Raw genomic sequence first — 25,500 nt, forward strand, 5'->3', positions numbered from 1 at the left:
AGAGCTGACAGCCCGGCCGGTGCCGCGACGGGATACAGCCCGATTTCTCCCTTAGCTTTCGTCACATTCACGTTCTATGCTGCAACTGCGAAAGCTTCCGGAGTCTTCGTTCACGACAAGCCTCCCGGCGGCGCCAGTGTCAAGCGCACAGGTGGATCCAATCAATATCCAGCGATTGGTCCTCGATGTGACACCATGGCACTGGAAAATTTAAATCGATTAGAATATATCAGCCGCGTACTCGCGACCGGCGTCAAAGCGGACAGACAATGACCAGCCAGATCATCCCCGTCGACCCTTTCGACTTCATTATCTTCGGTGGTACCGGCGACCTGTCGGAGCGCAAGCTGCTGCCGTCGCTCTACTACCGCCAGCGCGACCATCAGTTCTCGGAGCCGACGCGCATCATCGGCACGTCGCGCTCGAAGATGAGCGACGAGGAGTTCCGGGCCTTCGCCAAGCAGGCCATTTCGGACCACGTCAAGCCGGCCGATATCGATGCCAAGGAGTTGAAGACCTTCCTGGCACGGCTTTCCTACGTCCCGGCCGATGCGACGAGCGGCGCCGGCTTCGACAAGCTGAAAAAGGCGATCGGCGAAAGCGACCACATCCGCGCCTTCTACCTGGCCGTGGCGCCGGCGCTGTTCGGCGATATCTCGCACAAGCTCAAAGAGCACAATCTGATCACGCCGAATTCGCGCATCGTGCTGGAGAAGCCGATCGGCCGCGACCTGGCCTCGGCGCAGGCGCTCAACGATCTCGTCGGCGACGACTTCCACGAAAGCCAGATCTTCCGCATCGACCACTATCTCGGCAAGGAGACGGTGCAGAACCTGATGGCGCTGCGCTTTGCCAATGCGCTCTACGAGCCGCTGTGGAATTCCGCCCATATCGACCACGTGCAGATCACCGTCGCCGAGACCGTCGGCCTGGAAGATCGCGTCACCTATTACGACAAGGCAGGCGCGCTACGCGACATGGTGCAGAACCACATGCTGCAGCTGCTTTGCCTCGTCGCCATGGAGGCGCCGTCGTCGATGGACGCCGACGCCGTGCGCGATGAGAAGCTGAAGGTGTTGCGGGCGCTGAAGCGCATCAACGGCAACGAGGCGCCCAAGCACACCGTGCGTGGTCAGTATCGTGCCGGTGCGTCGGCCGGCGGACCGGTGAAAGGTTATGTCGAGGAGCTCGGCAAGGACAGCAACACCGAGACCTTCGTCGCCATCAAGGCCGAGATCGGGACCTGGCGCTGGGCCGGCGTTCCCTTCTATCTCAGGACCGGAAAGCGGCTGGCGACCCGAGTTTCGGAAATTGTCATCGAGTTCAAGCCGATCCCGCATTCGATCTTCGGCGACAGCGGCGCAGGACCGATCTTCGCCAACCAGTTGGTCATCCGGCTGCAGCCGGACGAAGGCGTCAAGCAGTTCATCATGATCAAGGATCCAGGCCCGGGCGGCATGCGGCTGCGCCAGATCTCGCTCGACATGAGCTTCGCGCAGTCTTTCGACGGTCGCGCGCCGGACGCCTATGAGCGGCTGATCATGGATGTCATCCGTGGCAACCAGACCCTGTTCATGCGTCGCGACGAGGTGGAAGCCGCCTGGAAGTGGATCGACCCGATCCAGAATGCCTGGGAAGGCGCCAAGCAGGAAGCACAGGGCTATACGGCAGGCACATGGGGGCCGTCGGCCTCGATAGCGCTGATCGAACGTGACGGGCGGACATGGCACGAGAGCAATTGAACAGCGCCAGCTACGACTGGAACGCCTTTCCCGACCGTTTGCAACTGGCCTCGGCGCTGGCTGCAAAGGTGGCCGATCGCCTAACGAGGGCGATCGACCGGCGCGGCACGGGGTTGCTGGCTGTCTCCGGCGGCACGACGCCGGCAAAGTTCTTTGCCGCGCTCTCCGCGGCGCCGATCGCCTGGGACAAGGTGATCGTGACGCTGGTCGACGAACGCTTCGTGCCGGCCTCCTCGCCGCGATCCAATGCCGGGCTGGTTACCGCAAACCTGCTGCAGAACGCGGCCAAGGCAGCCCGTTTCGTTCCGCTCTACCACGAGGCATCAGGCATCGAGGATGCCGCGGCTTCCGATGATGCGGCATTGCGATCCCTGCCCTGGCCGCTCGATGTCGTGATCCTCGGCATGGGACCGGACGGCCACACCGCCTCGTTCTTTCCCGACGCCGACGATTTGCCGAGGCTGCTCGACCCGGCCTCCGACAGGATGATCCTGCCCGTCCATGCCAAAAGCGCTGGTGAGCCGCGGCTGACCCTGACGCTCGCCCGCATCATCGATGCGGGTTTCCTCGCCTTGCACATAGAGGGCGAGGAGAAGCGCATCGCCTTCGACAACGCTGTCGCGCCCGGACCGCGCAAGCCGATCCGCGCCGTGCTCGACGCATCGCCCAGGCCCGTGGAGGTTTTCTGGGCGCCCTGACTTCAAGTTTACAAGTGGTCCCGGCAACGGCGGGAGGATGTTTCCGGGACCTCGCCTGAAAGGACCTGATGCCATGACCGCAAGACGCGACATCGAAGCCATCACCGAGCGGATTCGCCAGCGCTCCAAACCGGGCCGCGAACGCTATCTCGGCCGTATCGCCGAAGCGTCGAACCAGACCGCCAACCGGTCGGTGCTGTCCTGCGGCAACCTCGCCCACGGCTTTGCGGTGTGCAGCCCCTCGGAAAAGCTGGCGCTGGGCACCGACAAGGTGCCCAATCTCGGCATCATCACCTCCTACAACGACATGCTGTCGGCGCATCAGCCCTTCGAGAGCTTCCCCGCCCTGATCAAGGAGGCCGCGCGCGAAGCCGGTGGCATCGCCCAGGTCGCCGGCGGCGTGCCGGCGATGTGCGATGGCGTGACACAAGGCCAGCCGGGCATGGAGCTGTCGCTGTTCTCGCGCGACGTGATTGCCATGGCGGTCGCGATCGGCCTGTCGCACAACATGTTCGACGCCGCCGTCTATCTCGGCGTCTGCGACAAGATCGTGCCGGGACTGGTGATCGCCGCGCTCACCTTCGGCCATCTGCCGGCGGTTTTCATTCCGGCCGGCCCGATGACGACAGGCCTGCCCAACGATGAGAAGGCCAAGGTCCGCCAGCTCTATGCCGAGGGCAAGGCAGGACGGGCCGAACTGCTGGAAGCCGAGTCCAAATCGTACCATGGGCCGGGCACCTGCACCTTCTACGGCACGGCCAATTCCAACCAGATGCTGATGGAGATCATGGGCCTGCACACGCCGGGTGCGTCCTTCGTCAATCCAGGCACGCCGTTGCGCGATGCCTTGACCCGCGAGGCGACGAAGCGGGCGCTGGCGATCACCGCGCTTGGCAATGCCTATACGCCTGTCGGGCGGATGATCGACGAACGCTCGTTCGTCAACGGCGTCGTCGGCCTGCACGCCACCGGCGGGTCCACCAACCACACCATCCACCTGATCGCCATGGCGGCGGCCGCCGGCATCGCGCTGACCTGGCAGGATATTTCCGATCTTTCGGAGGCAGTGCCGCTGCTGGCACGGGTCTATCCGAACGGGCTGGCCGACGTGAACCATTTCCAAGCCGCGGGCGGGCTCGGCTTCCTGATCCGCGAGCTGCTCGACGAAGGCGTTCTGCACGAGGATGTGCAGACGGTGTGGGGCGAAGGCCTGCGGCCATATGCGGTCGAGGCAAAGCTCGGCGCCGACGGCAGCGTGGTGCGCGAGGCGTCACCGCGTGCCAGCGGCGACGAAAAGGTGCTGGCGCCGTTCAACAAGGCGTTCCAGCCGACCGGCGGCTTGAAAGTGCTGTCGGGCAATCTCGGCCACGCGGTCATCAAGACTTCGGCCGTCAAGCCGGAGCGACGTCTCATCGAGGCGCCGGCCAAGGTGTTCGACAGCCAGCAGGGGCTGAACGACGCCTTCAAGGCCGGCACGCTCACCGGTGATTTCATCGCCGTCATCCGCTTCCAGGGACCGAAGGCCAACGGCATGCCGGAACTGCACAAGCTGACCACCGTGCTCGGCATCCTGCAGGATCGCGGCCAGCGTGTCGCGCTGGTCACCGACGGGCGCATGTCGGGCGCTTCCGGCAAGGTGCCGGCGGCGATCCATGTGACGCCGGAAGCGGTCGAGGACGGGCCGATCGCGCGGATCCATGACGGCGACATCATCCGCCTCGACGCCGATGCCGGCACGCTGGAAGTGCTGGTGCCAGGGACCGAATTCGCGCTGCGCCGCACGGCCGAGGCCGACCTGATCGGCAATGAATTCGGTTTCGGCCGCGAGCTTTTCGCTGGTTTCCGCCAATTGGTGGGCCGCGCCGACCACGGCGCCAGCGCCTTCGGAACCGCCTGAGGCAATCTGTGCGGCATGAAAAAGGGCGGCTCGCGGCCGCCCTTTTTGCCGGTCGAAATCGCAATCCTTATTGCACCGTCAGTTCAACCCGCTCTCCAGCCTTCACGATCACGGTGCCTTCCTTCTTGCTGTTGTCCGGCTTCTCCGAGACCACCGCGTAATCGCCCGCCGCTATCGCCGCCTGATACTTCTCGTCATAGGCGTAGCCGATCGACTTGCGATTGCCATTGATGTCCTTCTTGGTCTCGAAAATCTCGATCTTGGAGGTGCCGGGAGCCGTGATTGCCAGCACGCCGGCATTCATGGCGACCTTGAGATCCTGGAACTCGCCGATCTTGACGCTGAAAGGCTGTTCCACGACGGCGAGGTCAACCGTCGCGATCAACACATAGTCGTCGGGCGGCAAATCGAACTTGCTGTCGGGGCCATAGGCATAGGTGACCTCGTCGCGGGTGCCATCGATCTTCTTCTTGGCCTTGAGCACCTTGAAGCCGACGCCTGAACCATCGGCCTTGTCGCCACCGGCCGCATAATAGGCGTTGGCAACGACATGGCCGACGCCGACGATGATGTCCTTGTCTATCACCCGGCCGGCAGCGAGCGGAATCGTTTCGGTGACCGCGCCCTGTCCGATCGTGACGGTCACTTTCTGGTCGCCGGCCGGCAACACTGCTTTCGTGTCTCCATAATAGGTCGGGGGGTTGTCGGCCCCCGGATAGGCGATCACGACAGCCGCCCCACTGGCCACATCGGCACCTTGGCTGGGACGCGGATGCAGGATGAGCGTGCCGGCATTCAAGGTGAACAGCGGCTTGTAGACCTGGCCCGCCTCGATCTTGATCTTCTGCTCCGCCTTGGCCTCGCCGTCGCGCGCGACGATGACGTAGTCGCCGGGTTCCAGATTGGCTTTGTACTCGCCGTATTCGGTGGTGATGTTGTCGCCGCGCGTGCCGTCCGATTTGGCCTTGTAAACTTCCCAGGCATTGCCGTCGGTGACGGGATCGCCGCCCTCGGCCAACACCACGGTCGGCATGAAATTGAAATCGGGCTTGGCCGGCTCCGGAGCGGGGGCCGGTGCCGGCTCGGGCGCCGGTGCCGGCGCCGCGACGGTCTCGACCAGCGCTTCCTGCAGCGCCTTCTCGTCGGAAGCCTGGATGTATTTGCCGCCGGTGTTGTCGGCGAGGCAGGCAATCTGCTTGCCTTCGTCGGCGGTCAGGCCGAAGCCGACGACGTCGGCGGTGAAATCGACGCCGGAGGCTTCGAGTTCCTTGCCAAGCGCACAGGGGTCGCCGCCGCAGGTTTCGAGCCCATCGGTGATGAGGACGACCGTCGCCTTGTCCTCGGTGTATTTCAGCGCTTCGGCCGCCTGCTTGACGGCTGCCGTCAGCGGCGTCTTGCCGAGGAACTTCATACTGTCGGCGGCTGCCGCGATGGCGCTTGCCGAGCCAGCCTGAGGCGGCACGATGAGCTGGATGTCGTCGCAGCTGCCCTTCTCGCGATGGCCATAGGCCATAAAGCCGATCTCGTCGTCAGCGGGGACCGATTGAAGCACGGTCCTCAGCGATTCACGGGCAATTTCCAGCTTGGGCTTGCCATCGATCTGCGCCCACATCGATCCCGATGCGTCGAGAATGATGATGACCTTGTTGGCGGCAAAGCCGAAGGTCGTCATCGACAAAAGGAGGATCGCCGCAGCGACGCTCCGTGCAAGTCCCGCCATCGAAATCTCCTGAGTTAGCCCCCTCGTCGGCACGTGAAAGCTATTTGACGTGGCGTCGGGACACAAGCCCGCAGGCATGGCGCCGGCATGCCCGACCAGGCAAATCACTCAGTACGTCGTGCGGCGCTCCTCCGAGGGCGGGCGGCCAAATTGCAGCCGATAGCTCTGGGCAAAATAGGAATGCGAGGTGAAGCCGGTCGCGATCGCCACGTCGAGGATCGGCATGTTGGTCTGACGCAGCAATTCACGCGCCCGCTCCAGCCGTAGCCGCATGTAGTAGCGCCCGGGCGTGACGTTGAGATGGCGCAGGAACAGCCGCTCCACCTGGCGCACCGAAAGGCCCGCCGACTTGGCGAGCTGTACCGCCGACAGCGGCTCGTCGAGATGGTCGGCCATCAGTTCGACGATGCGCCTGAGCTTCTCCGACTTGCCCGTCAGGTCACGCTCCGGGCCGACGCGCTGGCGGTCTCCGGCGGAGCGGATGCGCTCGTGCTGGAACTGGTTGGCGACGCCATTGGCAAGGTTGGAGCCGAAATCGCCACGCACGATCTCCAGCATCAGGTCGATAGAGGTGGTGCCGCCGGCGCAGGTGTAGCGCTTGCGGTCGATCTCGAAGACATTGCCCGTGCAGTTGATATCGGGAAAGCGCTCGACAAAGCCGGCGCGGTTTTCCCAATGGATGGTGCAGCGATAGCCTTCGAGTTGGCCGGCCTCGGCCAGCAGGTAGGATCCGACCGACAAGGCGCCAAGCGCGTTGCCGCGCCGGCCCCAGCTGCGCAAGGCCGCCAGAACCTTGCTCTTGCCCGGAAATTCCGTCGTCAGGCCGACCGAAACGAAAAGAATGTCGACCGGCGGCAGGTCGGCGACGGCATAGTCGATCTTGAGCGGCAGGCCGTTGGAGGCCATCACCGGATCGCCATCGGCGGAGACCGTCGTCCAACCGTAGAAATCGCGTCCAAGCAGGCGGTTCGCCGACCGGAACGTGTCGATCGCGGCCGCCAGCGAGAACATGGAAAACTTGTCGACCAGCAGGAAGGCGAACTGCCGGCCACCTTGAACGGGATCATTCGTGACCGGCCGTTCCGGGGAAATAGTGGGATTCGGCAAAGCTGCGGCTTTCAGGGTCAACCCGGGCTCAGAAGGAAGGCCGCTTCAATCCGGCCGCAAGGTAGGCCGAAGCTAACGTATTGGCCATCAGCATGGCAATGGTCATCGGACCGACACCGCCGGGGACCGGGGTAATCGCGCCCGCCGCCTTGGCCGCTTCGGCATAGGCGACATCGCCGACGAGACGCGACTTGCCCTCGCCCTTCTCGGGAGCGGGAATGCGGTTGATGCCGACATCGATGACGGTGGCGCCGGGCTTGACCCAATCACCCCTGATCATTTCCGGCCGACCGACCGCAGCGACAAGGATGTCGGCCGTGCGGGCAAGCGCCGGCAGGTCCTTGGTGCGGCTGTGAGCGATGGTGACGGTGCAGTTGGCGGCAAGCAGCAGATTGGCCATCGGCTTGCCGACGATGTTGGAGCGGCCGACGACGACGGCAGTGAGGCCGGACAGGTCCTTGCCGCGCACGCGCTCGATCAGGAGCATCGAGCCGGCGGGCGTGCAGGGCACGAAGGCCGTGTCGAGTTCACCAGTGCCGAGCTTGCCGACATTGATGAAATGGAAGCCGTCGACATCCTTCTGCGGCGAGATGGCCTGGATGATCTTGCCGGCATCGACATGGGCGGGAAGCGGCAGCTGGACCAGGATGCCGTTGATGGCCGGGTCAGCGTTGAGTTCGGCGATGAGCTCGAGCAGTGCCGCCTCGGACGTCTCGGCCGGCAGCGTGTGCTGGAGCGAATGAAAACCGCATTCCTTGGCGGTGCGGGATTTGGAAGCGACATAGACCTGGCTGGCCGGATCCTCGCCGACGATGACCACGGCGAGACCCGGCTTGGCCTTGCCCTTGGCGACCAACTCGGCGGTCAGCGCCTTGACCGATCGCACCACGTCTTCGGCAACGCTCTTTCCGTCAATCATTTCGGCCATGGACCACCCTCAATATCGTTCCGCTCAACGCTGCCTTCGGAAAACACAATGCAGCGGCGCAGGCAATCTGCAGCGCGGCATTGTCATGAAAATTCAAGTTCGCAATCCCGTCAAAGCGCCGTTCCATGCCGTTTACGTGAAACCGGCACGGTTTTGTTCGGCCTCCACACCCTATCCGGTGGCTCAGAAGTAACGGCGACGGGTGCGGTTTTCGGTCAGTTCGCGGACCGCTTCGCGGAATTCACGCAGGCTGGCGCGAATCTCTTCGACCGATGACTGTTCGCCATCCTCCTCGACCGGAATCGGCCTCGCATGCGGGGCGGCTGGATGGACCGGTGGCTGCGTCGGGGCGGTCGGCGGCGGGTACGACATCTGCGCCGCATAGGGTCCCGCTGTGGGTTGCGTATAGGGATAACCCGCTTGTGACCGGGGCTGCGCCGGGGGATAGCGCATCGGCTGCGCATAGGGAGAGGACGGCAAGGGCGGAGCAGGATACATTGCCTGTTGCGGCATCAGGGGCGAGCGCGAGGGCGACGCCATTTGCCGCCCATACCCGGCCTCGGCGCCTGGCTGGAAAGGTGACTGCCGAGGCCCGAAACCGGGCTCCGGATAGCCAGGGAATATCGGAGCATTGGCCGGCCGTCCGTTGTCGGCAAAGGCGGGTAAGGCGAACTCGCTGGAGATGTCGTCGTCGGCTTCGGCCGACGGCTTGCGGGACATGGCCTTGCGCAGTCTCGACATGAGTGCGCCGATCCTCCCGGAGCCTTCGGCGGGAGCGGCTTCGGTCCTGGTGGCCGGCGGCGCGGGAGGCGGCGGTACAGGCGGTACAGGCGCTGTCGGCATTGGCGGAGCGGGCGGAGGCTCCGGCCGGAATGCCTGCGCCTCAAGAGGCGCCCTCTGTTCATCCAACTTGCGTTCGTCCAGCTTGCGCTCGCGGCGTGAGCGCGAGCTTGCCGTCTCGCGCAGGCTGTCATAGGTCCCGCGCAAGGCGCCGAGACCAACACCCGCGCCGAAGCCAAGCAGCAGCCCGGCCAGTGCCACCAAGGCCCGCGAGGGTCCATTTGGCTCAAGTGGGGCTTGAGCGGAGGTGATTACGTTGATGTTGGTCGTATTGATGCCCGTCTGTTCACCGGTCTCCTTGGCGCGCAGAAGATATTGCTCGTAGACGGAACGCTTGGCGGTGGCCTCACGCTCCAGTTCGCGCAGGGCAACCAGGTCGCTGTTGACGTCGCCGCTTTGGACCTTGGCCTGAGCCAGCCGAGACGCGAGGTCCTGTTCGAGCTGGACCGCGCGCTTCAGGTCGACCTGCAGCGAAGAGGCGATGCGGCGCAATTCATTGGCAATGCGCTCGCGCGCGCCGGCAATCTGGGCGTCGAGAGCCTGGAGCTCGGGATGGCGCGGCCCCAGCCGAACCGCGGCTCGATCGGCCTCCTGCTTCAGCGTCGCATATTGCGAGCGCAGATCGCTCATGGTGTTGGAGTTGATTTCTTCCGGCAACGTGCCGGTCAGAACGGAATTGACGTCCAGCGAACGCGCCGACGCCGCCCGGGCATTGAGTTCCAGCGTGCGGGCGCGGGCGACGGAGAGCTGCTCGTTGAGCTTCAGCATCTGATCGTCGCTGATCAGATGGCCTTGCGCGTCGACGAGACCATGCGTGGCCCTGAAATCCTCGACCTTGCGCTCGGCCGCCTCGACCCCCTTGCGCAGATCATCTAGCTTGGACGTCAATTCGTTCGTCGCGCGTCCGGCCATGTCGGACTGGTATTTGGCGGCCTCCTGCTGAAAGACGGTCCTCGTCGTATTGGCGATGAGCGCCGACTTCTCGCCGTTCTGGGTTACAGCGCTGACGGAGATGACAAAAGTCTTGCCGGTGCGTTCGACCGACAGGCTCTTGGCCAGATTGCCAACGGCCAGCGCCTGGCGGCGAACCTCGTCGACACCGCCCGGCCCATCGTGGCGTGACACAATCGAGCGGATAAGCGACATGACGCCAAGGCCGCCGGAACCCTGGCCGTTGAACTCCGGATCGTTGACTAGATTGAGATTCTTGACGACCTGATCGAGAACGGTGCCCGAGGTGAGCATCTTGATCCGGGTTTCGACGACGGCCAACGCAGCGTCGGGCTGGCCTACCGGTTGCGTGAGATCGCGGTCGGAGAGCTTCAGGTCGCCCGGCTCGATGATCAGTTCGGTCGTGGCTTCATATTTCTTCGGCATCGACAAGGCGAAGGCAATGCCGAGCCCGGCGCCCAGTATCGTGGTCGCGACGATCAGCAGCTTCGACCTGGCGACGCCGCGAACGACCAGCATCGGATCGATCAATGGCTTCCATTGCTGATCGTCCGCACCGCCATCGGAGGAGGTATCGGCTCCGTCCGTGGCGCGGGATCCGATTGCATCACGAGTGCGAGCCGTCCCTGAAGGTTCTTCCGGCGCCGGCCTTGCGCGCGGCATGTCGGGAGGAACATCGCCGGCGCCGGTCTCCGCGCGGGAACGCCAGGCGGCGTCGGCTTCAACCGGCTGCTCCCCGTCAGGAGGGAACGGCGCGGCGTCACCGGCGGCAAGCGGCGACGGGCTCGCCTTGGTCTCGCGCCGGGAACGGGCCAGGCGATGGCGCGTGGCGGCATCCTCGCGCCATGAAGGATTCGCGCGATCTCCTATCGACACCAGCGAAGCGTCGTCCTCGCCACGCACGGCCTCGCCAAGCGCCAGCAAGGAGCGCTCGCGCTTCCAGTCCTCACGGTTTTCCCTGTCGACCATTATCGTGGAGCTTTACTCTTGGCCGCTTGGGAGCGGCGGTCGGCCATTCGTTAAGCCACGCTAAACAGGCATAGGAAACAAAAGGTTAATTTCCGGAAGACGGCGGCAGCAATTCACGTCATGGTTGCAAGACTTTTCAACACACCTGAAAGCTTCAGAAGGGCGCGTTAAACTTTCCAGCCTATGCATTTCCTTGACCTATGACTGAGGCGAGCGACATACCGCAAAGGCGGACCTTCGCGCGGATCGGCACCTTCATGGCCGAACGACGGGGGCTGGTGCGCGACTATTTTTCGGCGATCAGCGGTGCCGGCGGGCGACTGGTGTTTTCACTCGCCTATTTCATAGCACTCGCCAACACGCTCTCGATCGCCGAATTCGGCATGTTTGCCACCGCCTCGGCGGCCGGCGTCATGCTGTCGCGAATCCTCGCCTTCGGTTTCATTTCGGCGCTCTATCGCACCGCTACCATCCGGCCCAATCTGATCGGCACCTTCACCGCCGGCTTCCTGGTGCTTGGCGCCGCCTCGCTGCCGCTTTTGGCCGCCGCCTCGTTCGGCGTCTACCTGATCTTCTTTGCCGGCACCGTGCCGCTGTCGGTGTTCACGGCGATCGTCTTCGCCGAGGCGCTGCTGTGGCGACCGGTGGAAGTGGCGCTGATCGTCAACAACGGGCTGGGCAAATTCGGCCGCGCCGCCATACTGGCGATCCTGGCCACGGCACTGCGGGCGCTTGGTGCGGTGTTATTCATGGTCTCGGCACAGCACGGCATCTGGGTGTGGTCGTGGTTCTACATCGGCGCCAACGCCGCCTCGCTGCTGCTCGCGTTTGGGTGGTTTTATCCGCGCCAGAGGCTGCGGCTGCGCGTCGAGCTCTATCTGCGGCGGCTCGCCGATTCCATCTATGTGGCCGGCGCGGAGGTGCTGTTCTACCTGCAGATGGAGTTCGACAAGCTGCTGGTGCTGGCGATCGGCGGACCACATCTGGCCGGCATCTATGCCATCATCATGCGCCTGGTCGACCTGACGGCCATTCCCATCCGCACCTTCTCGATGATGCTCGTGCAGCGCATGATGCGCGCGCCCGAACTCCTCTCACGGCTGGCGGTCAAGAGCGGCATCGAGGGCGGTGTGTTCGCGGTCTCGACGCTGGCGCTGGCGGCGCTCGGCATCGTGCTGCATTTCTTCCCCAACGCGCTCGGCAGGAATGTCTCCGAGGCTGCCCCGCTGGTGGCGCTGGCGATCTGCGTGCCGGGACTGCGCAATCTGGTCGAATACCAGGCCGAGCTTCTGTTCGCGCGCGGCCAGACGCTGGTGCGGGCGCTCAATCTGGGCCTGCTCGCCGCCCTCAAGGCGCTGCTGCTGACCTATGTGCTGACCACCATTACCGAGACATCTGATCTGGTGCTGTCGCTCAACATCGTCTTCCTGCTGCTCTATCTCGCGTCGATGCTGCTGACCTATTCGGCGCTGCGCCGACCGGCGAAGGCAATCTAGGACAAGTCAGCGATCAAGCCCGATCAGGCGGCGGATGCGGCCGATATCCGTGCCGATAAAGGACTGCATGCCGATCGCCACCTGCTCCGGCGCCATGCTGGCGACGAAGCGGCGGAACTCATCGTCCGACAACGCCTCGCCCGTCCAGTGGACACGGCAGAATTCCTCCGAACCGTGGAAATGGCCGGCTCCGTCCAGCAGATCATCGACATAGCGGCCGTAGATCATGCATTCGGAGAATTTGCGCGCCGAGCCGATGACCTCGACCCAGTCGCGACCATGGACCTTTTCGATCCGGCCGCACATGGCCAGCACCGTGTCACGGCGCCAGGCGATCAACGTCGAGATATAATCATGGACCGACGCCTGGGACCGGTCGATGCCGAGTGCGGCGCCGGCATTGCGCGACCACACGCGATGCTCGTCATGGCCGTCATCGGCGAGCACGCCATCGCGGCGGAACAGGCGCGCGCTGCCATCGCGCCAGAAGACACCGCAATCGAACGCCTTCAGGAAAGCGACGTCGGAATCGCAGAAGATCAGCACGTCTTCCCCGGCGTGCGCCGATATGGCGATACGGCGCAGTTGCTGCACGTGCCAACCGCGCAGCGGCTGGGTCTTCATGCTGAGCCAGACGCGCCGGCGAAACAGGCTGAACGGATCGTCGAAGGCTCGCAGCCAGCGCGGCAGGAGATCCCGCTCATCGACGATCGAGCGGCGGCTGGTCGCCAACTGACGGAAAAGCGCGAGGTCGCGATGTTCGACCAGAATGTAGTGGTGCGCGGCGCCTGAGACATGGCGGTCAAGCGTTTCGCACAGCAGGCGGCAGCGCTCGAAATCCGGGGCGTAGCTTGCCGTCACCACCGCCGCCGTTGGCGTCTTCGGCAACAGGCCCGGGCCGGCCAGCGGGTCTGGGACGAAGCGCTTGTTCAACGAAACTCTCCGGGAGCATCTGCGGCGGCCTCGGCGCCGCGCGACCATTTCTGCTTGACGACCCGCCAGAGGAACAGGGGGTTGCCGACCACGTAGCGGCGCCAGAGCCGGCCGGGCTCGACCGCCAGCCGGAACAGCCATTCCAGCCTCAGGCGGCGCATCCATAGCGGGGCGCGCGGCACCGAGCCGCTCAGGAAATCGAGCAGCGCGCCGACCGCGACGGGCAGCGTGCAATGACGTTCGTCGATGTGGCGTTCAATCCACAGCTCCTGGCGCGGCACGCCCATCGCGACGAGCAGCATGTCAGGTCGCAATTTTGCGATCCGACCGATGATCTCCGGCTCCTGCGCGGCGGAGAAATAGCCATCGTGAACGACCACGAAGCTGTGCTGCACGGCAAGCGCCGCCAGCTTCAGCGACGCCGCCTCGGCGTTGACACGCGTCGCACCGAGCAGCCCCACGGTCAGCGGCCGCTTGGAAGCCTGCAGGAATGCGGGCACGAAATCGGTGCCGTTGAGATTGTCGGGAAATGCCGCGCCGTAGAGAAGCTTCGCGGCGAGATCAACGCCGATGCCATCCGGCAGGATGAGGAAATCGTCGAGCGCCTCGGCGAAGACCGGGTCGGTATAGGCGATGTTGGCATTGTGAGCGTTGAGGAAGCTGACCTTGGTGAAGCGCTTCTCGGCAAGCAGGCGATTGAGCAGGGCGATCGCATCGTTCCAGCGGATGGCGAGCACCGGGATGCCGAGGATCATTTTCAGACTGTCGAGCCCGAACGCGGCGCGGGTGGCGTGCATGTTCATGCAAACACCTCCCGCCGGACGGCGCCGATTTTTTCGAGACCGACACGAACCGCGGCGTCGAGCGCCATGACCTGCCGGCGATGGAAGGTGGTGCCATCGACATCGTCGATATCGGCCGCGGCAGCCTCCAGGGCCTGGGCGAAGCCGGCCGGATCGTCGGTGACCACGCAATTGGCGGGGCGGTGGTCGATGCCGCGCAGCGAACGGCTGGTGGCGACCGAGGGCAGGCCAAGCTCGAAGGTCTCAATGGTCTTCAACTGTACGCCGCTGCCCGCCGTGCTGATCAGCGGGATGACGGCCGCGCCAAGGACGAAAGCCCGGGCATCCGGAACGCGGCCGACGAATTGGACGCCCGGATGCGTCGAGGTGACGCCGGCAGGCATGTGGCCCGCGATGCGGATGCGGAAACCAGGCCGCAGGTGCGGCACCACCTTGCCCAGGAACCAGTCGAGGCCGATGCGGTTTGGCTGCCAGGTCCAGGTGCCGATCAGGGCCGCGTCGCAGTCGATCTGGCGCCGGCCTTTCCGGACCGGCGCCGTGTCCCCGGTTACCAGCGGCAACACGGCCGAGCGGTCATCGGAGGCGACACCGAGCGCCACGCGATCTTCCTCGGCCAGCGTGAAGACGAAGCGCGCGCGCCTGCAGAGCCGCTCTTCGACGAGCTTGAGCAGCCTTGCCTCGCGCCGGAACAGCAGGCGCTGGAAAATGCCGCCGGCGGCAACGGCATTCTCGCGGGCCGAAAGATGCTCGACATTGTGGGCGACGAAGATCGAAGGCCGGTCTTCGAAGAGCTTTTCGAAAGCGCCGGCGAACTGCACGGAATTCAGCACATAGCCATCGAATGGACCGGCTCGTTCGATAGCGGCCTGAACATCGTGGTCGGACACCGTACGCAACTTGACCGACGCGAAGGTGAGGCCCGAAAATATCGCCTTGCCGACCCAGGCGAGTTTTTGCAGCGGCGAAGCACCTTCGGTGCGCACGTCGATCGCACCAAGCACCACCGTATTTTCGGGATCCATCGCGGCTTTCCCGGGCCAGGTGAAGCCGATGACCGTCACGCGCGCGCCGGCGCGCCGCAAGGCGGCGATGATCGCGGCGTTGGCGATCTCGTAGCCCGAGGCGAGAGCACCGTCGGGCACGATCGATGTGGCGAACAGCAGATGCATCTCACTATCCTGTGGTGTAGCCGGTAGCAAAGCGCGGTGAACCCTTGATTAAGCGAGCACGGTCAACGCCCCAAAGCCCATGCCTGGCGGGCGTCTCCCTGCAAGGTGATTAACGAAACCTTATCATCGTGATGCTACCAGAACGCGACTCAAGACGCGGCTGGATACGGATGATCCCTTTGCCATCGGACGGTTCGGTATCGATCGCGGGACGGTCTCCCCGGCTCGACGCGGAGGCCGTCGAAGCGATCGTCACCTTGCCTACTTTCAAGCGGCCCGAACAGGTGCTGGAGACGCTGGCGTCGCTGCGCCAGCAGCAAACCGGCAGGCGCTTTGCGGTCATCGTCATGGAGAACGAGGCCGAGGCGCGTGACGGTGCCAAGGCCGCGCTGCCGCTGTTCGAGCGCGGCGAGATACCGGGCATGGTCGTCATCGCGCATGAGCGCGGCAATTGCAGCGCCTACAATGCCGGCTGGCAGACGGCGATCCTGCATTTCCCGAACTTCAGGCATCTGCTGGTCATCGACGATGACGAGATTGCCGATCCGCAATGGCTGGAGCGGATGTGCCGCGCGGCCGAAACGCTCGGGGCCGATATCGTTGGCGGGCCGCAGGTGCCCGTCTTTGCCGATCCTGCCCACGCGACATGGGCCGAGCATCCTGTCTTCGCGCCTCCCTACCGGGAGACGGGACGGGTGCCCGCACTCTATTCGTCCGGCAATCTTCTGATCGGGCGTAACGTGCTGACAGCGATGGGGCCGCCTTTCCTCGATCTCAGATTCAATTTCATGGGCGGCGGCGACTCCGACTTTCTCAGCCGGTCGGCGCAAAGGGGCTTCGCGCTGGGCTGGTGCGCCGAAGCCAAGGTGCGGGAGACCGTTCCGGCCCGGCGCGTCGAGACCGACTGGATCCGTGCCCGCAGCCTGCGCAATGGTGTCATCTCGACGCTGGTGGAAAGGAAGAAGCGCGCCGGCACGCCCTTCGCAGGTGCCAAAGTGTTCGCCAAGAGCCTGGCGCTCCTTGCCGTCTCGCCGCTTCGCGGCATGATGCGGCTGGCGCGCACCGGATCGCCGGCGATCGCCATCTACCCCGTCCATGTGGCGCTCGGCCGCGTGCTGGCCGAATTCGGATATGCCAATGAGCAATACCGCCAGCCTGAGAAAAACTGAGCGCGCGCCGCTCGGCGCCGCGTTCACGCGCGAGGGCGTGGCGACCGCGATCGCGGCGCTGCTGTTCACCGTCATCATGGTGTCCTTCCGCCCGTTCCAGCCGGCCGGCGCCGAACTCACCGGCGAAGGCGGCGACATCGTCAATCAGCTCGGCTTCGGCTCACTCGGCGCGGTTTCGGTCTTTGCCTTGATGGCCTTCGCCGACCCGCGCGTCGTGCGCTCGCTGCTCAGCCCGTCCTGGATCCTGATGCTGGGCTTCTTCTTCCTGTCGGTGGTGCTGGCAACCGATCCGCCCTCGGCGATGCGCGCGGCGTCCTTCACCATGATCGGCATCCTGACGATGGCAACGATCCTGGCGCTGCCCCGTGACGCCGAGTCTTTCTCCAGGGTCATCATCTTCACCGCCGTCGTGGTGATGGGCCTATCCTATCTCGGCCTCATCGCCTTCCCGCACGAGGCGATGCACACCGCCGACTCGCAGGAGCCCGAACATGCCGGCCTGTGGCGCGGCGTGTTCACCCACAAGAACATCGCCGGACCGATCATGGCCTGCTTCAGTTTCGCCGGCCTTTATCTCTATCGGCGCGGTCAGCGCTGGTGGGGCGCTGGCATCTTCTGCGCGGCGATGATCTTCATGCTGCACACCGGCTCCAAGACCACCGCCGGGCTGGTGCCGTTCTCGATCCTGATCGTGATGTTTCCGAGCCTGATAGGCATGCGGCTCGGCACGCCGATCCTGTTTGCGCTGGCGATAATCGCCACGGCGGTCGGCACGCTGGGCATCGTCTTCCTGCCGCCGATCAAACATCTGGCGGCGATCTATTTTCCCGACATGACCTACACCGGCCGCACCACATTGTGGGAGTTCGCCGGCTCGATGCTGGCGAAGAAGCCGTGGACCGGCTACGGCTATGAGAGCTTCTGGGGCACGCCGCTGCTGTTCAGCCAGGACCAGCCCTTCGATCGCCCCTGGGACATCAGGACCATCGTGCACGGCCATGACGGCTATCTCGACATTGCCGTGCTGATGGGCATCCCTGCCCTTTGCGTGGCGGTCTACACTTTCCTCATCGCACCGCTGCGCGACTACATGCGCATTCCGCAGCGCAAGGAAAACATCTTTCTCGGCGACTTCTTCATGATGGTGGTGCTGTTCACCGCGCTCAACGCCTTCCTCGAGAGCTTCTTCTTTCATCGCGGCGATCCGGTCTGGCTGTTCTTCGTGCTCGGCGTGCTGGGTCTCAGGCAAGTGTCGCTGCGGCCGATCGCGGTGCGCACGCCCGTCCAGCGGTCCTGAGAGGGCTTCCCCACCGATCCGCGAGCGTCTATGTCATGGCCTTTCCTCGGAGGGCTCTCGATGACGATCAGGCTTGTTCTCGCCGGCTGCGGCAATATGGGTTACGCCATGCTCTCGGGCTGGCTGAAGTCCGGCAAGCTCGCACCCTCAGCGGTTTTCGTGGTCGAGCCCAACGCGGACCTGCGCAATCGGGCCGCCGCACTCGGCTGCGGCACCGCGGCGGAAGCCGAAGCCATTCCGACGGATGCCGTGCCTGAACTCGTCATTATCGCGGTGAAGCCGCAGGTGATCCGTGACGTCACCGCCGCCTACAAGCGCTTCGGCGACGGCCGCACCACTTTCGTCAGCATTGCCGCCGGAACGCCGTCGGCCACCTTCGAGCAAATCCTCGGCAACCGCGCGCCGATCGTGCGCTGCATGCCCAACACGCCGGCTGCCATCGGCAAGGGCATGATGGTGGTGTTTTCCAATCCCCTGGTTTCCGACGACGCCAGGCGTTTCGTCGCCGACCTGCTTTCGGCCAGCGGCGAAGTGGCTACCATCGATGACGAGAGCCTGATGGATGCGGTGACCGCCGTGTCCGGATCGGGTCCGGCCTACATATTCCATTTCATAGAAGCGCTGACCGTGGCCGCCGAGAAGGCCGGCTTGCCGGCGGCGACCGCCAGGCTGCTTGCCATGCAGACCGTCTACGGCGCCGCGTCGCTTGCAGCGGAAAGCAGTGAGGACCCGGGTGTGCTGCGCCAGCAGGTGACCAGCCCCAACGGCACGACGGCGGCCGCGCTTGGCGTGCTGATGGGCGAGGACCGGCTGACCAAGTTGCTCACCGACGCGGTGGAAGCGGCGCGGCTAAGGTCGATCGAACTGGGGAAATAAGCGGGGACAGCTCGGGGTGTGTCAGGAATATCCCCACATGTCGCTGATCTCGTCCTTATCCATAGTTCGGCCACCCGCTCCTGCCTTGGCTCTAAGATCGTGAGCTATGATGGCAAGCCTTTTGGCGAGCGAGAGTTGCTTTCGCTGCAGTTCGGATTCAAGCGCTTTGAAGACCGCCTTGGCCATCGACGTATTGCGCAAGTCTGCAAGCCGTCTCGCCAATTCGCGTGCGCGCGGATTTCTGATGTAGAGTTTCATCTGGGTCCTCGACGCTATGATTTTGACAGAATAGAAGCCTGAGCGGTAGTTCCTAACGTCGTCATCCTAGGGCGAAGCAGGAGCGAAGCTCCGTCGCGGAGACCCTAGGATCCATGCCGGGAGCTCAATGGAAGGGCGCAGCGGAGCAAAATTCTGCCACCGCTGCAACGCCTCTAAATCACGGCATGGATCCTGGGTCTGCGCCGCGTCGCTACGCTCCTTGCTTCGCCCCAGGATGACGAAGTTGCGGTTACCGCTTTCCCGGCAATGCGAGGCTAGCTTCCGTAGAGCATTTCATCCTGCAGACGGCGCAGCGCAAACAGCCTGGTCGTCTGGTCGGGCGCGGCATTGTCGGCCGTCAGCAGATCACCTTTCCTGACTGGTTTCAGCACCTTGCCGCCCTCGAGCAGGCCGACCGGGACGGCGCGCTGAGCGCGGGCTTCGCGAACGGTCATCGTCCAGGAGCGATAGCAAGTTTCGCCGATCGCATCGAAGGTCTCGCCGACGGCGAGATCGCGCTTGGCAACGGCGCAGACCTCGGCAACCGGCCGCGGCAGCGGCACCATGTCCGGTTTGCCGAACAGCACGATGCGGGCGGCGGTGAGCGGCACTTCGAGCGACGTCAAATGGTAAGGCCGGAACAGGCTGTAATAAGGGCCGTGGCCGATATGCAGGTCGTCCATGCGTTCGATGATGCGCGGATGCGTCGCCTCGACGATGACGAAGACGCCGGGCGCCACACCCTTGCCGATGGTGTAGTCGACGACGCCCTTCTTCAGCAGGAGGCCACCGTCCTCGCGCGGGATCAGCACCTTGACGAGGTCGTCGCGGTCGGCCTTGGGACCATGCATGCCGGGCACGTCGGGCACCAGCCCGGTGGCGTTGGCGATGGCGCACATCTCGACCATGGTCTTGGAGCCGTCGATGAACTCGACCAGCATGCGCGGGTTCATGTTGCGACGGATCGCTTCCTCGCGATAGTCATCGGGCACCGCATCATGGTTGAGCGGGTTGTTCTTGCCCTTGCCGGCCGAGACGATGGTCAGGCCGAGGGCGGAGGCGAATTCGATCAGTTCCATGCAACTCGACGGCTCATCGCCGGCGCCGACCGAATAGACGACGCCAAGCCGGTCGGCCTGCTGTTTGAGATAGCAGCCGATGGTGACGTCGGCTTCGACATTCATCATCACCAGATGCTTGCCATGCTCCATCGCCATCAGGTCGAAATCGGCGGCAACGCCGGGCTTTCCCGTGGCGTCGATAACGACGTCGATCAGTGGATTGGTGACCAGCATCTCGTTCGAGGTGATGGCTATTTTTCCCGCCTCGATCGCAGCAGTGACTTTCGAAGCGGCATCGGCTTCGACCGCCATCGCCTCGTCACCATAGGCGATGCGGATGGCATCGCGCGCGGTGTGCGGGCGGCGAGTCGAAACGGCGCAAACCGCAATGCCCGGCATCAGCATGCCTTGCGTGACGAGGTCGGTGCCCATTTCGCCGGAGCCGATGACGCCGATGCGCACGGGGCGGCCCTCGGCGGCGCGTCTGGCGAGATCGCTGGCAAGTCCCGTCAAGGCGACATTGGTCATGCAGGGATGTCCACAGCTTCTTGATTCGAGGCCGGATTAGCAGGGACGGGTCCGCTGTGCCAATGAAACCGCTCGCGGCCGGCGATTTCCAATGGAATCGCCGGGAAACGGCGCATTCGCCGCGAATTATTGGCCCAAAGGGTTGCCAATTGACATTGTCGTGAACAGCCACAATAAAACATTCGTTTGCTAACAAAGGCAAATGTTCACTCCGAAACACCGCTCGGACGAGCATTTCGCCTCTCGTTAGATTTGGGGAGGCCTTTGCGCCAAGGCGGCAAAGGCGTGGACGAGACAACGGAGCATCCTCGGGCAGAGCCCGTGGCTCCAGGGGAGGAAGAATGGATACTCTACTCGCTGGCCTCAAGGGGGCCATCGACACGCTCGGCGCGACAATCCTGCTGCCGATCGTCATTTTCATCATCGCCGTGGTTTTGGGCGCCAAGGTCAGCAAGGCCTTTCGCGCCGCCGTCACCATCGGCGTCGCCTTCATCGGTATCAACCTCGTGCTTGGCCTGATGTTCACGTCGATCGGCGACGTGGCCAAGGCCATCGTCACCAACACCGGCATCCATCGCGACATTATCGATGTCGGCTGGCCCTCGGCGGCCGCGATCGCCTTCGGCTCATCGGTCGGGCTTTGGGTCATCCCGGTCGGCATCCTGGTCAACATCGTGCTGTTGCTGACGCGCATGACGCGCACGCTCAATGTCGACGTCTGGAATTTCTGGCACTTTGCCTTCGTCGGCTCGCTTGTCGTGGCCGCCACCGACAATCTGGCCTACGGCATTGCGATCGCGGCGCTCGTCGCGGCGCTTTCGCTGCTTTTCGCCGACTGGTCGGCGCGCGCGGTGCAGCAGTTCTACGGCGTTCCCGGCATTTCGGTGCCGCATCTCGCCTCGGCGCAGATCCTGCCGATCGCCATCATCCTGAACTGGATCATGGACCGTATTCCCGGCATCAACCGCATCAACATCAACACCGAAACCATCGAGCGCCGCTTCGGCGTGTTCGGCGAACCGGTCGTGCTCGGCCTCATCATCGGCCTCGTGCTCGGCGCCATCGCCTTCTACAATGCGGGCGATCTCAGTGTGGTCCTGGCCAAGGTGCTGGGCACCGGCATGACGCTGGCCGCGGTGATGCTGCTTCTGCCGCGCATGGTGAAGATCCTGATGGAAGGCCTGCTTCCGGTTTCCGACGCGGCGCAGGAATTCGTGCGCAAGCGCACCGGCGACCGCGAGCTTCTGGTCGGCCTCGATTCGGCGATCCTGATCGGCCATCCCGCGGCGATCTCGTCGTCGCTGATCCTGGTGCCGATCGCGATCATCCTGTCGGTGATCCTGCCCGGCAACCGCGTCATCCTGTTCGCCGACCTGGCGGTCATCCCGTTCATCGTCGCCATGACCGCGCCGCTGGTCAAAGGCAATGTGTTCCGCATGGTGGTGATCGGCACGGTGACCTTGGCGATCGGCTTCTATGTCGCCAACGCGCTGGCGCCGCTGTTCACCAGTGCCGCCGTCGCATCGGGCTTCAAGCTGCCGGCGGATGCGCTGCAGATCACCTCGGTGGTCGACGGCTTCCTGTGGGTGCCCTACGTGATCATCGAGGCGATCCAGGGGCTTGGCCTTATCGGCATCATCATCATCGCGGTGGTCATCGCAGCGCTGTTCGTGCTCTACCGGCGCAATACGCTCGGCTGGGAGCGGGCGGCAGGCGCCGAGGACGAGCCGGCCGAACACACCGCCTGAGCCTTGGCGGCTTCAATCTGAAACGATCGTGCGCCCTCCCCGGGCGCACGATTCATCGACGGAGCAAGACATGTCCGACGGCCTCATGCAGCTTCTGGATCCCGAGGCGATCGTGCTCGGATCCGATGCCTCGACCAATGAGGAGATCATCCGCATCCTCGCCGGGCGGCTCGAGGCGCTTGGCTATGTCAAAAGCTCCTATGCCGACGCGGTCGTGCGCCGCGAAATGACCATCCCGACAGGGCTGCCGCTGGAGCGCGCCGACAATGTCGCGGTGCCGCACACCGATCCCGAGCATGTGCTGAAGCCCGGCATCGCAATGGGCACGCTGAGAAAACCGGTGACCTTCGCCAACATGGAAGATCCCGACGAGAAGTTGCCGGTCGGCTTCGTCTTCCTGCTTGCCATCAATGACAGGGATAAGCAGATTGAAGCGCTGCAATCCGTCATGGAGACCATCCAGAACCCGCAGGCATTGGACGGCTTGAGGTCGGCCAGCAACCTCGACGACGTGCGTGCCGTGCTCGGCTGATAACCAAGGAGGAGCAGCAAATGTCCAAACAGAAAACCATTCTCTTTGCCTGCGGTACAGGGATCGCCACCTCGACGGCGGTCAACGTCGCCGTCACCGAAGCGATGAAGAAGCGCGGTCTTACCTTCAACGCGCAGCAGGCCAAGGCGACCGAAGTGCCGGGGCTGGCCGACAGCGTCGACTTCATCGTCGCCACCACGCCGATCTCGGCTTCGGTGACCAAGCCGGTGATCAAGGGCCTCGCCTTCCTCACCGGCATCGGCAAGGACAAGGTGCTCGACGAGATCGAGGCACAACTGCGCAAGTAGGGCGCGGACAACGCGGCCTTCGATGGCCTGGCTTCAAACCACCCTGACGTAGCTCGTCATGCCTGATTTCTGGTGCTCGATGATGTGGCAGTGCAGCAGCCAGTCGCCGGGATTGTCGGCGACGAAACCAAGGCTCACCTTCTCATTGGGCTGGATGAGGTAGGTGTCGGAAATCAGCGGCTGAACCGCGCGCGTCGACGACGACAGCACCTTGAAGCTCATGCCGTGCAGATGCATCGGATGCGATTGCGGCGTCAGGTTCTCCATGTCGATGATGTAACTCTTGCCGAGCTTCAATTCGGCCAAAGGCGCGGTCGGATCGGATGTATCGCCCGGCCACGGCACTTTGTTGATCGCCCAGAAACTGTAGCCGAGCGAGCCGCATATGCCGTCGCTCGGGACGTTCTCCGCCGTGGCGCTGAGCGTCAGCGAAATATGCCGGGCAGCGGTGAGATCGACCTCGGCCACCGGATTGACCTCCAGCGGTGCGAGATCGCGAACATCCCGCTTCAGCGAACTGCCCGTCGCGCGCAACGTCGCGAGCACCTTGGGCTTGGTGCCCCTGACGTCTCGCAAGCTGACGATCGCGCCCTCTTCGTCGGGCATGCGGATGGCGAGTTCCATGCGTTGGCCCGGCCCCAGCAGCAAGGCATCGGGCGAAAAGCGCAGCGGCACCGGATTGCCGTCCAGCGCGATGACATCGGCCTCGGCGCCGTCGACGCGGAAAGCATAGATCCGGGTCACATCAGTGATCGCCAGCCTGAGCCGCACCAACCCGCCGGCCGGCGCGTCATATTGCGGCTGGTCGAGCCAGTTCGCGGTGCGCACCGTGCCGTAGGTGCCGGTTCTCGCCGCATCGCGCGGCCGGAACTGGTCGATGAACTGGCCGTCGTCGCCAAGGCGCCAATCGCGCAGATTGAGGACAAATTCGGCGTCGAATTTCGGATCGTTCGGGTTTTCGACCACGATCACGCCAGTCAGGCCGCGCCCCATCTGCTCCAGCGTATTGCAATGCGGGTGATACCAGAAGGTGCCGGCATCGGGCGGGGTAAAGGCGTAGTCGAAATGATCGCCGGTGTAGACGTAAGGCTGCACCAGGAAGGGCACGCCATCCATCTTGTTCGGCAGGCGAATGCCGTGCCAGTGGATTGTCGTCGGATCGTCGATGGCGTTGATCAGGCGGGCGGCGAAGGGCTCGCCCTTCTTCATCCTCAGCACCGGCGGCATTCCAGCGTTGCCATAGGTCAGTACATCCCTGGTCGGGCCAACATCCATCAGCTTGGCCTGGATTTTTGCCGTCCGCAGCACCACCGGCTCGGGCGTGGCCGCGGCCGAGCCGCCAATCCTGCCGACCGCGGCAAGCCCGACACCGCTCGCGCCAGCGATGGCGGCGGTTTTCAAAAGCCTGCGGCGTGTGATTAGGGTCATTCAGCGCTCCAACTGCAGGGTGACCCGCATCCAGTGCGCCTTGGATCACAGGCGAGCCACCGGCGCAAACGTCGACACATTGCACATTGGCGATTGCTTGCGCCATCACTTCGAAACCGAAGTCGGTTTCGTGCCCTCTGACACCAGGGCCGAGTCATTGCCTCCCCAGGATCCCGACGACTTATGCCTGATCGACGCTCGCCAGGAAACGAGCGAAGACAGGGTTGAAGCGGTCGGGCGAATCCCAGAACGGCGCATGGCCCGATTTGTCGAGCAAATGCGCCTTGCCTTCCCACAGGTTGGAAAACTTGACCGCCGCGACGAAATCGGTGTTGACGAAAGGCTCGTCGATGCCGTTCAGAACGGCGATCGGCGGTGTCTTGCCGGCGACGATCTCGCGCTGGTTGCGGCCGGTGCCGGCGGCGAATTTCTCGAACATCAGGCGTCGCGCCCGCCCGTCGGTGCGCGCGACCGTGTCGATGAGGAACGGCTCGAACGGTTCGCCGCAGGTGCTGCGCGCATAAGCCTCGACGTCGGCGGCGGTGAAGACCTCCTGTCCGGCAAGGTGCATATGCGGGCTCGGCTTGAAGCCGTTGCCGACTTCCTCGGGCGACACCGGCGGGGTGCCCGTTATCATCAGGCCGAGCAGGCCAGGATACCGGTCGATCATCTCCAGCCCGATATGGCCGCCGAGCGACCAGCCGAAGACGATGGCCTGGCCGACACCGAGCAGGCCGAGCACTTCGGTCATCGCGTCGGCGTAGCCCTCCATGCTGTAGGAGCGGTCCGGATCGATGGCATCGCCGGACGCGCCGTGCCCAGGCAGATCGGGAGCGATGAGGTGGTAGCGCTCGCCGAGCGGGCTCTCGAGCTGGTTGCGGAAGACCGCGCCGGAAGACGAATTGCCGTGGATCAGCAGCACGGCGGTGCCTTTGCCGTCCGTCTCGCGAACGGCGATCCTGCCGTGGCTGGTTTCAAGGGTGTTCTGCGAGATCGTCATCTTTGGCTCCGTCTGAAATTGCCCTGTTTCGAGGCAGTTGCA

General features: G+C 64.1%; 21 protein-coding genes. 10 read left to right on the top strand and 11 right to left on the bottom strand.

Translation table 11 applies throughout. The features are described from left to right. Window positions 1-269 precede the first annotated feature (269 nt). The 3 genes from zwf (at window position 270) to edd (ending at window position 4,337) form a co-directional block, all read left to right on the top strand. On the top strand, window positions 270-1,742 hold the full coding sequence (zwf, locus tag EN824_RS25900; RefSeq protein WP_135881002.1) for a glucose-6-phosphate dehydrogenase: 1,473 nt from the start codon (window positions 270-272) through the stop codon (window positions 1,740-1,742). After that, window positions 1,724-2,440 (top strand): 6-phosphogluconolactonase, encoded by a 717-nt coding sequence (pgl, locus tag EN824_RS25905; RefSeq protein ID WP_135932862.1) that lies wholly within the window; start codon window positions 1,724-1,726, stop codon window positions 2,438-2,440. Before zwf ends, pgl begins: the two co-directional genes overlap by 19 nt. A 73-nt stretch (window positions 2,441-2,513) precedes the next feature. Then, window positions 2,514-4,337 (top strand): phosphogluconate dehydratase, encoded by a 1,824-nt coding sequence (gene edd / locus EN824_RS25910; RefSeq protein ID WP_135932863.1) that lies wholly within the window; start codon window positions 2,514-2,516, stop codon window positions 4,335-4,337. 67 nt (window positions 4,338-4,404) lie between these two features. On the opposite strand, the gene EN824_RS25915 is transcribed toward edd, so the two are convergent. The 4 genes from EN824_RS25915 to EN824_RS25930 form a co-directional block, all read right to left on the bottom strand. Further along, window positions 4,405-6,057 carry a VWA domain-containing protein gene (locus tag EN824_RS25915; RefSeq protein ID WP_135932864.1) on the bottom strand — a complete coding sequence of 551 codons (1,653 nt, stop codon included), beginning with the start codon at window positions 6,055-6,057 and terminating at the stop codon, window positions 4,405-4,407. Window positions 6,058-6,165: 108 nt separating this feature from the next. Beyond that, on the bottom strand, window positions 6,166-7,164 hold the full coding sequence (locus EN824_RS25920; protein WP_032922464.1) for a GlxA family transcriptional regulator: 999 nt from the start codon (window positions 7,162-7,164) through the stop codon (window positions 6,166-6,168). 28 nt (window positions 7,165-7,192) lie between these two features. After that, window positions 7,193-8,092, bottom strand: a complete 900-nt coding sequence (gene folD / locus EN824_RS25925; RefSeq protein WP_135932865.1) for a bifunctional methylenetetrahydrofolate dehydrogenase/methenyltetrahydrofolate cyclohydrolase FolD — start codon at window positions 8,090-8,092, stop codon at window positions 7,193-7,195. A gap of 183 nt (window positions 8,093-8,275) precedes the next feature. Continuing rightward, window positions 8,276-10,852 (bottom strand): GNVR domain-containing protein, encoded by a 2,577-nt coding sequence (locus EN824_RS25930; protein ID WP_135932866.1) that lies wholly within the window; start codon window positions 10,850-10,852, stop codon window positions 8,276-8,278. Between the two features lie 200 nt (window positions 10,853-11,052). On the opposite strand from EN824_RS25930, the gene EN824_RS25935 reads away from it, so the two are divergent. After that, the gene (locus tag EN824_RS25935; RefSeq protein ID WP_135920512.1) at window positions 11,053-12,348 is read left to right on the top strand and encodes a lipopolysaccharide biosynthesis protein; all 1,296 of its coding nucleotides are present in this window, start codon (window positions 11,053-11,055) and stop codon (window positions 12,346-12,348) included. Between the two features lie 6 nt (window positions 12,349-12,354). Here EN824_RS25935 and EN824_RS25940 read toward each other — a convergent pair whose 3' ends face one another. From EN824_RS25940 to EN824_RS25950, 3 genes are read right to left on the bottom strand one after another with little or no spacing between them, the layout of a single operon-like run. Further along, on the bottom strand, window positions 12,355-13,281 hold the full coding sequence (locus EN824_RS25940; protein WP_127870846.1) for a DUF6492 family protein: 927 nt from the start codon (window positions 13,279-13,281) through the stop codon (window positions 12,355-12,357). Beyond that, a complete protein-coding gene (locus tag EN824_RS25945; protein ID WP_127870845.1) occupies window positions 13,278-14,084 on the bottom strand; it encodes a WecB/TagA/CpsF family glycosyltransferase in 807 nt (268 codons plus the stop codon). The genes EN824_RS25940 and EN824_RS25945 overlap by 4 nt, the downstream gene beginning before the upstream one ends. Further along, the gene (locus EN824_RS25950; RefSeq protein ID WP_135932867.1) at window positions 14,081-15,253 is read right to left on the bottom strand and encodes a glycosyltransferase family 4 protein; all 1,173 of its coding nucleotides are present in this window, start codon (window positions 15,251-15,253) and stop codon (window positions 14,081-14,083) included. Before EN824_RS25950 ends, EN824_RS25945 begins: the two co-directional genes overlap by 4 nt. A 170-nt stretch (window positions 15,254-15,423) precedes the next feature. On the opposite strand from EN824_RS25950, the gene EN824_RS25955 reads away from it, so the two are divergent. From EN824_RS25955 to proC, 3 genes are read left to right on the top strand one after another with little or no spacing between them, the layout of a single operon-like run. Beyond that, a complete protein-coding gene (locus EN824_RS25955; RefSeq protein WP_135932868.1) occupies window positions 15,424-16,422 on the top strand; it encodes a glycosyltransferase in 999 nt (332 codons plus the stop codon). Further along, window positions 16,391-17,719: an O-antigen ligase gene (locus tag EN824_RS25960; protein ID WP_135932869.1), complete on the top strand. Its 1,329-nt coding sequence runs from the start codon at window positions 16,391-16,393 to the stop codon at window positions 17,717-17,719. The genes EN824_RS25955 and EN824_RS25960 overlap by 32 nt, the downstream gene beginning before the upstream one ends. Window positions 17,720-17,779: 60 nt before the next feature. Beyond that, window positions 17,780-18,595, top strand: a complete 816-nt coding sequence (proC, locus tag EN824_RS25965) for a pyrroline-5-carboxylate reductase (RefSeq protein ID WP_127278913.1) — start codon at window positions 17,780-17,782, stop codon at window positions 18,593-18,595. Between the two features lie 21 nt (window positions 18,596-18,616). Here the strand turns inward: proC and EN824_RS25970 are convergent, their stop codons facing one another. Beyond that, window positions 18,617-18,853 (bottom strand): type II toxin-antitoxin system VapB family antitoxin, encoded by a 237-nt coding sequence (locus tag EN824_RS25970; RefSeq protein WP_127278914.1) that lies wholly within the window; start codon window positions 18,851-18,853, stop codon window positions 18,617-18,619. A gap of 275 nt (window positions 18,854-19,128) precedes the next feature. Beyond that, window positions 19,129-20,442, bottom strand: coding sequence for an NAD(P)H-dependent oxidoreductase (locus tag EN824_RS25975; protein WP_127278915.1), 1,314 nt, complete (start codon window positions 20,440-20,442; stop codon window positions 19,129-19,131). A gap of 341 nt (window positions 20,443-20,783) precedes the next feature. Here EN824_RS25975 and EN824_RS25980 point away from each other — a divergent pair, with 341 nt between their 5' ends. The 3 genes from EN824_RS25980 (at window position 20,784) to EN824_RS25990 (ending at window position 23,030) form a co-directional block, all read left to right on the top strand. Further along, on the top strand, window positions 20,784-22,190 hold the full coding sequence (locus EN824_RS25980) for a PTS transporter subunit IIC (protein ID WP_127278916.1): 1,407 nt from the start codon (window positions 20,784-20,786) through the stop codon (window positions 22,188-22,190). Window positions 22,191-22,260: 70 nt separating this feature from the next. Then, window positions 22,261-22,722 (top strand): PTS sugar transporter subunit IIA, encoded by a 462-nt coding sequence (locus EN824_RS25985; RefSeq protein WP_127278917.1) that lies wholly within the window; start codon window positions 22,261-22,263, stop codon window positions 22,720-22,722. 20 nt (window positions 22,723-22,742) lie between these two features. Next, complete coding sequence (locus tag EN824_RS25990; RefSeq protein WP_127278918.1) at window positions 22,743-23,030, top strand: PTS sugar transporter subunit IIB; 288 nt, start codon at window positions 22,743-22,745, stop codon at window positions 23,028-23,030. Window positions 23,031-23,063: 33 nt separating this feature from the next. On the opposite strand, the gene EN824_RS25995 is transcribed toward EN824_RS25990, so the two are convergent. Next, window positions 23,064-24,458, bottom strand: a complete 1,395-nt coding sequence (locus EN824_RS25995) for a multicopper oxidase family protein (protein ID WP_127278919.1) — start codon at window positions 24,456-24,458, stop codon at window positions 23,064-23,066. Window positions 24,459-24,639: 181 nt separating this feature from the next. After that, window positions 24,640-25,458: an alpha/beta hydrolase gene (locus EN824_RS26000; protein WP_127870840.1), complete on the bottom strand. Its 819-nt coding sequence runs from the start codon at window positions 25,456-25,458 to the stop codon at window positions 24,640-24,642. Window positions 25,459-25,500 lie beyond the last annotated feature (42 nt).

This window comes from Mesorhizobium sp. M8A.F.Ca.ET.181.01.1.1 (assembly GCF_004792025.1).
Taxonomy (GTDB): domain Bacteria; phylum Pseudomonadota; class Alphaproteobacteria; order Rhizobiales; family Rhizobiaceae; genus Mesorhizobium.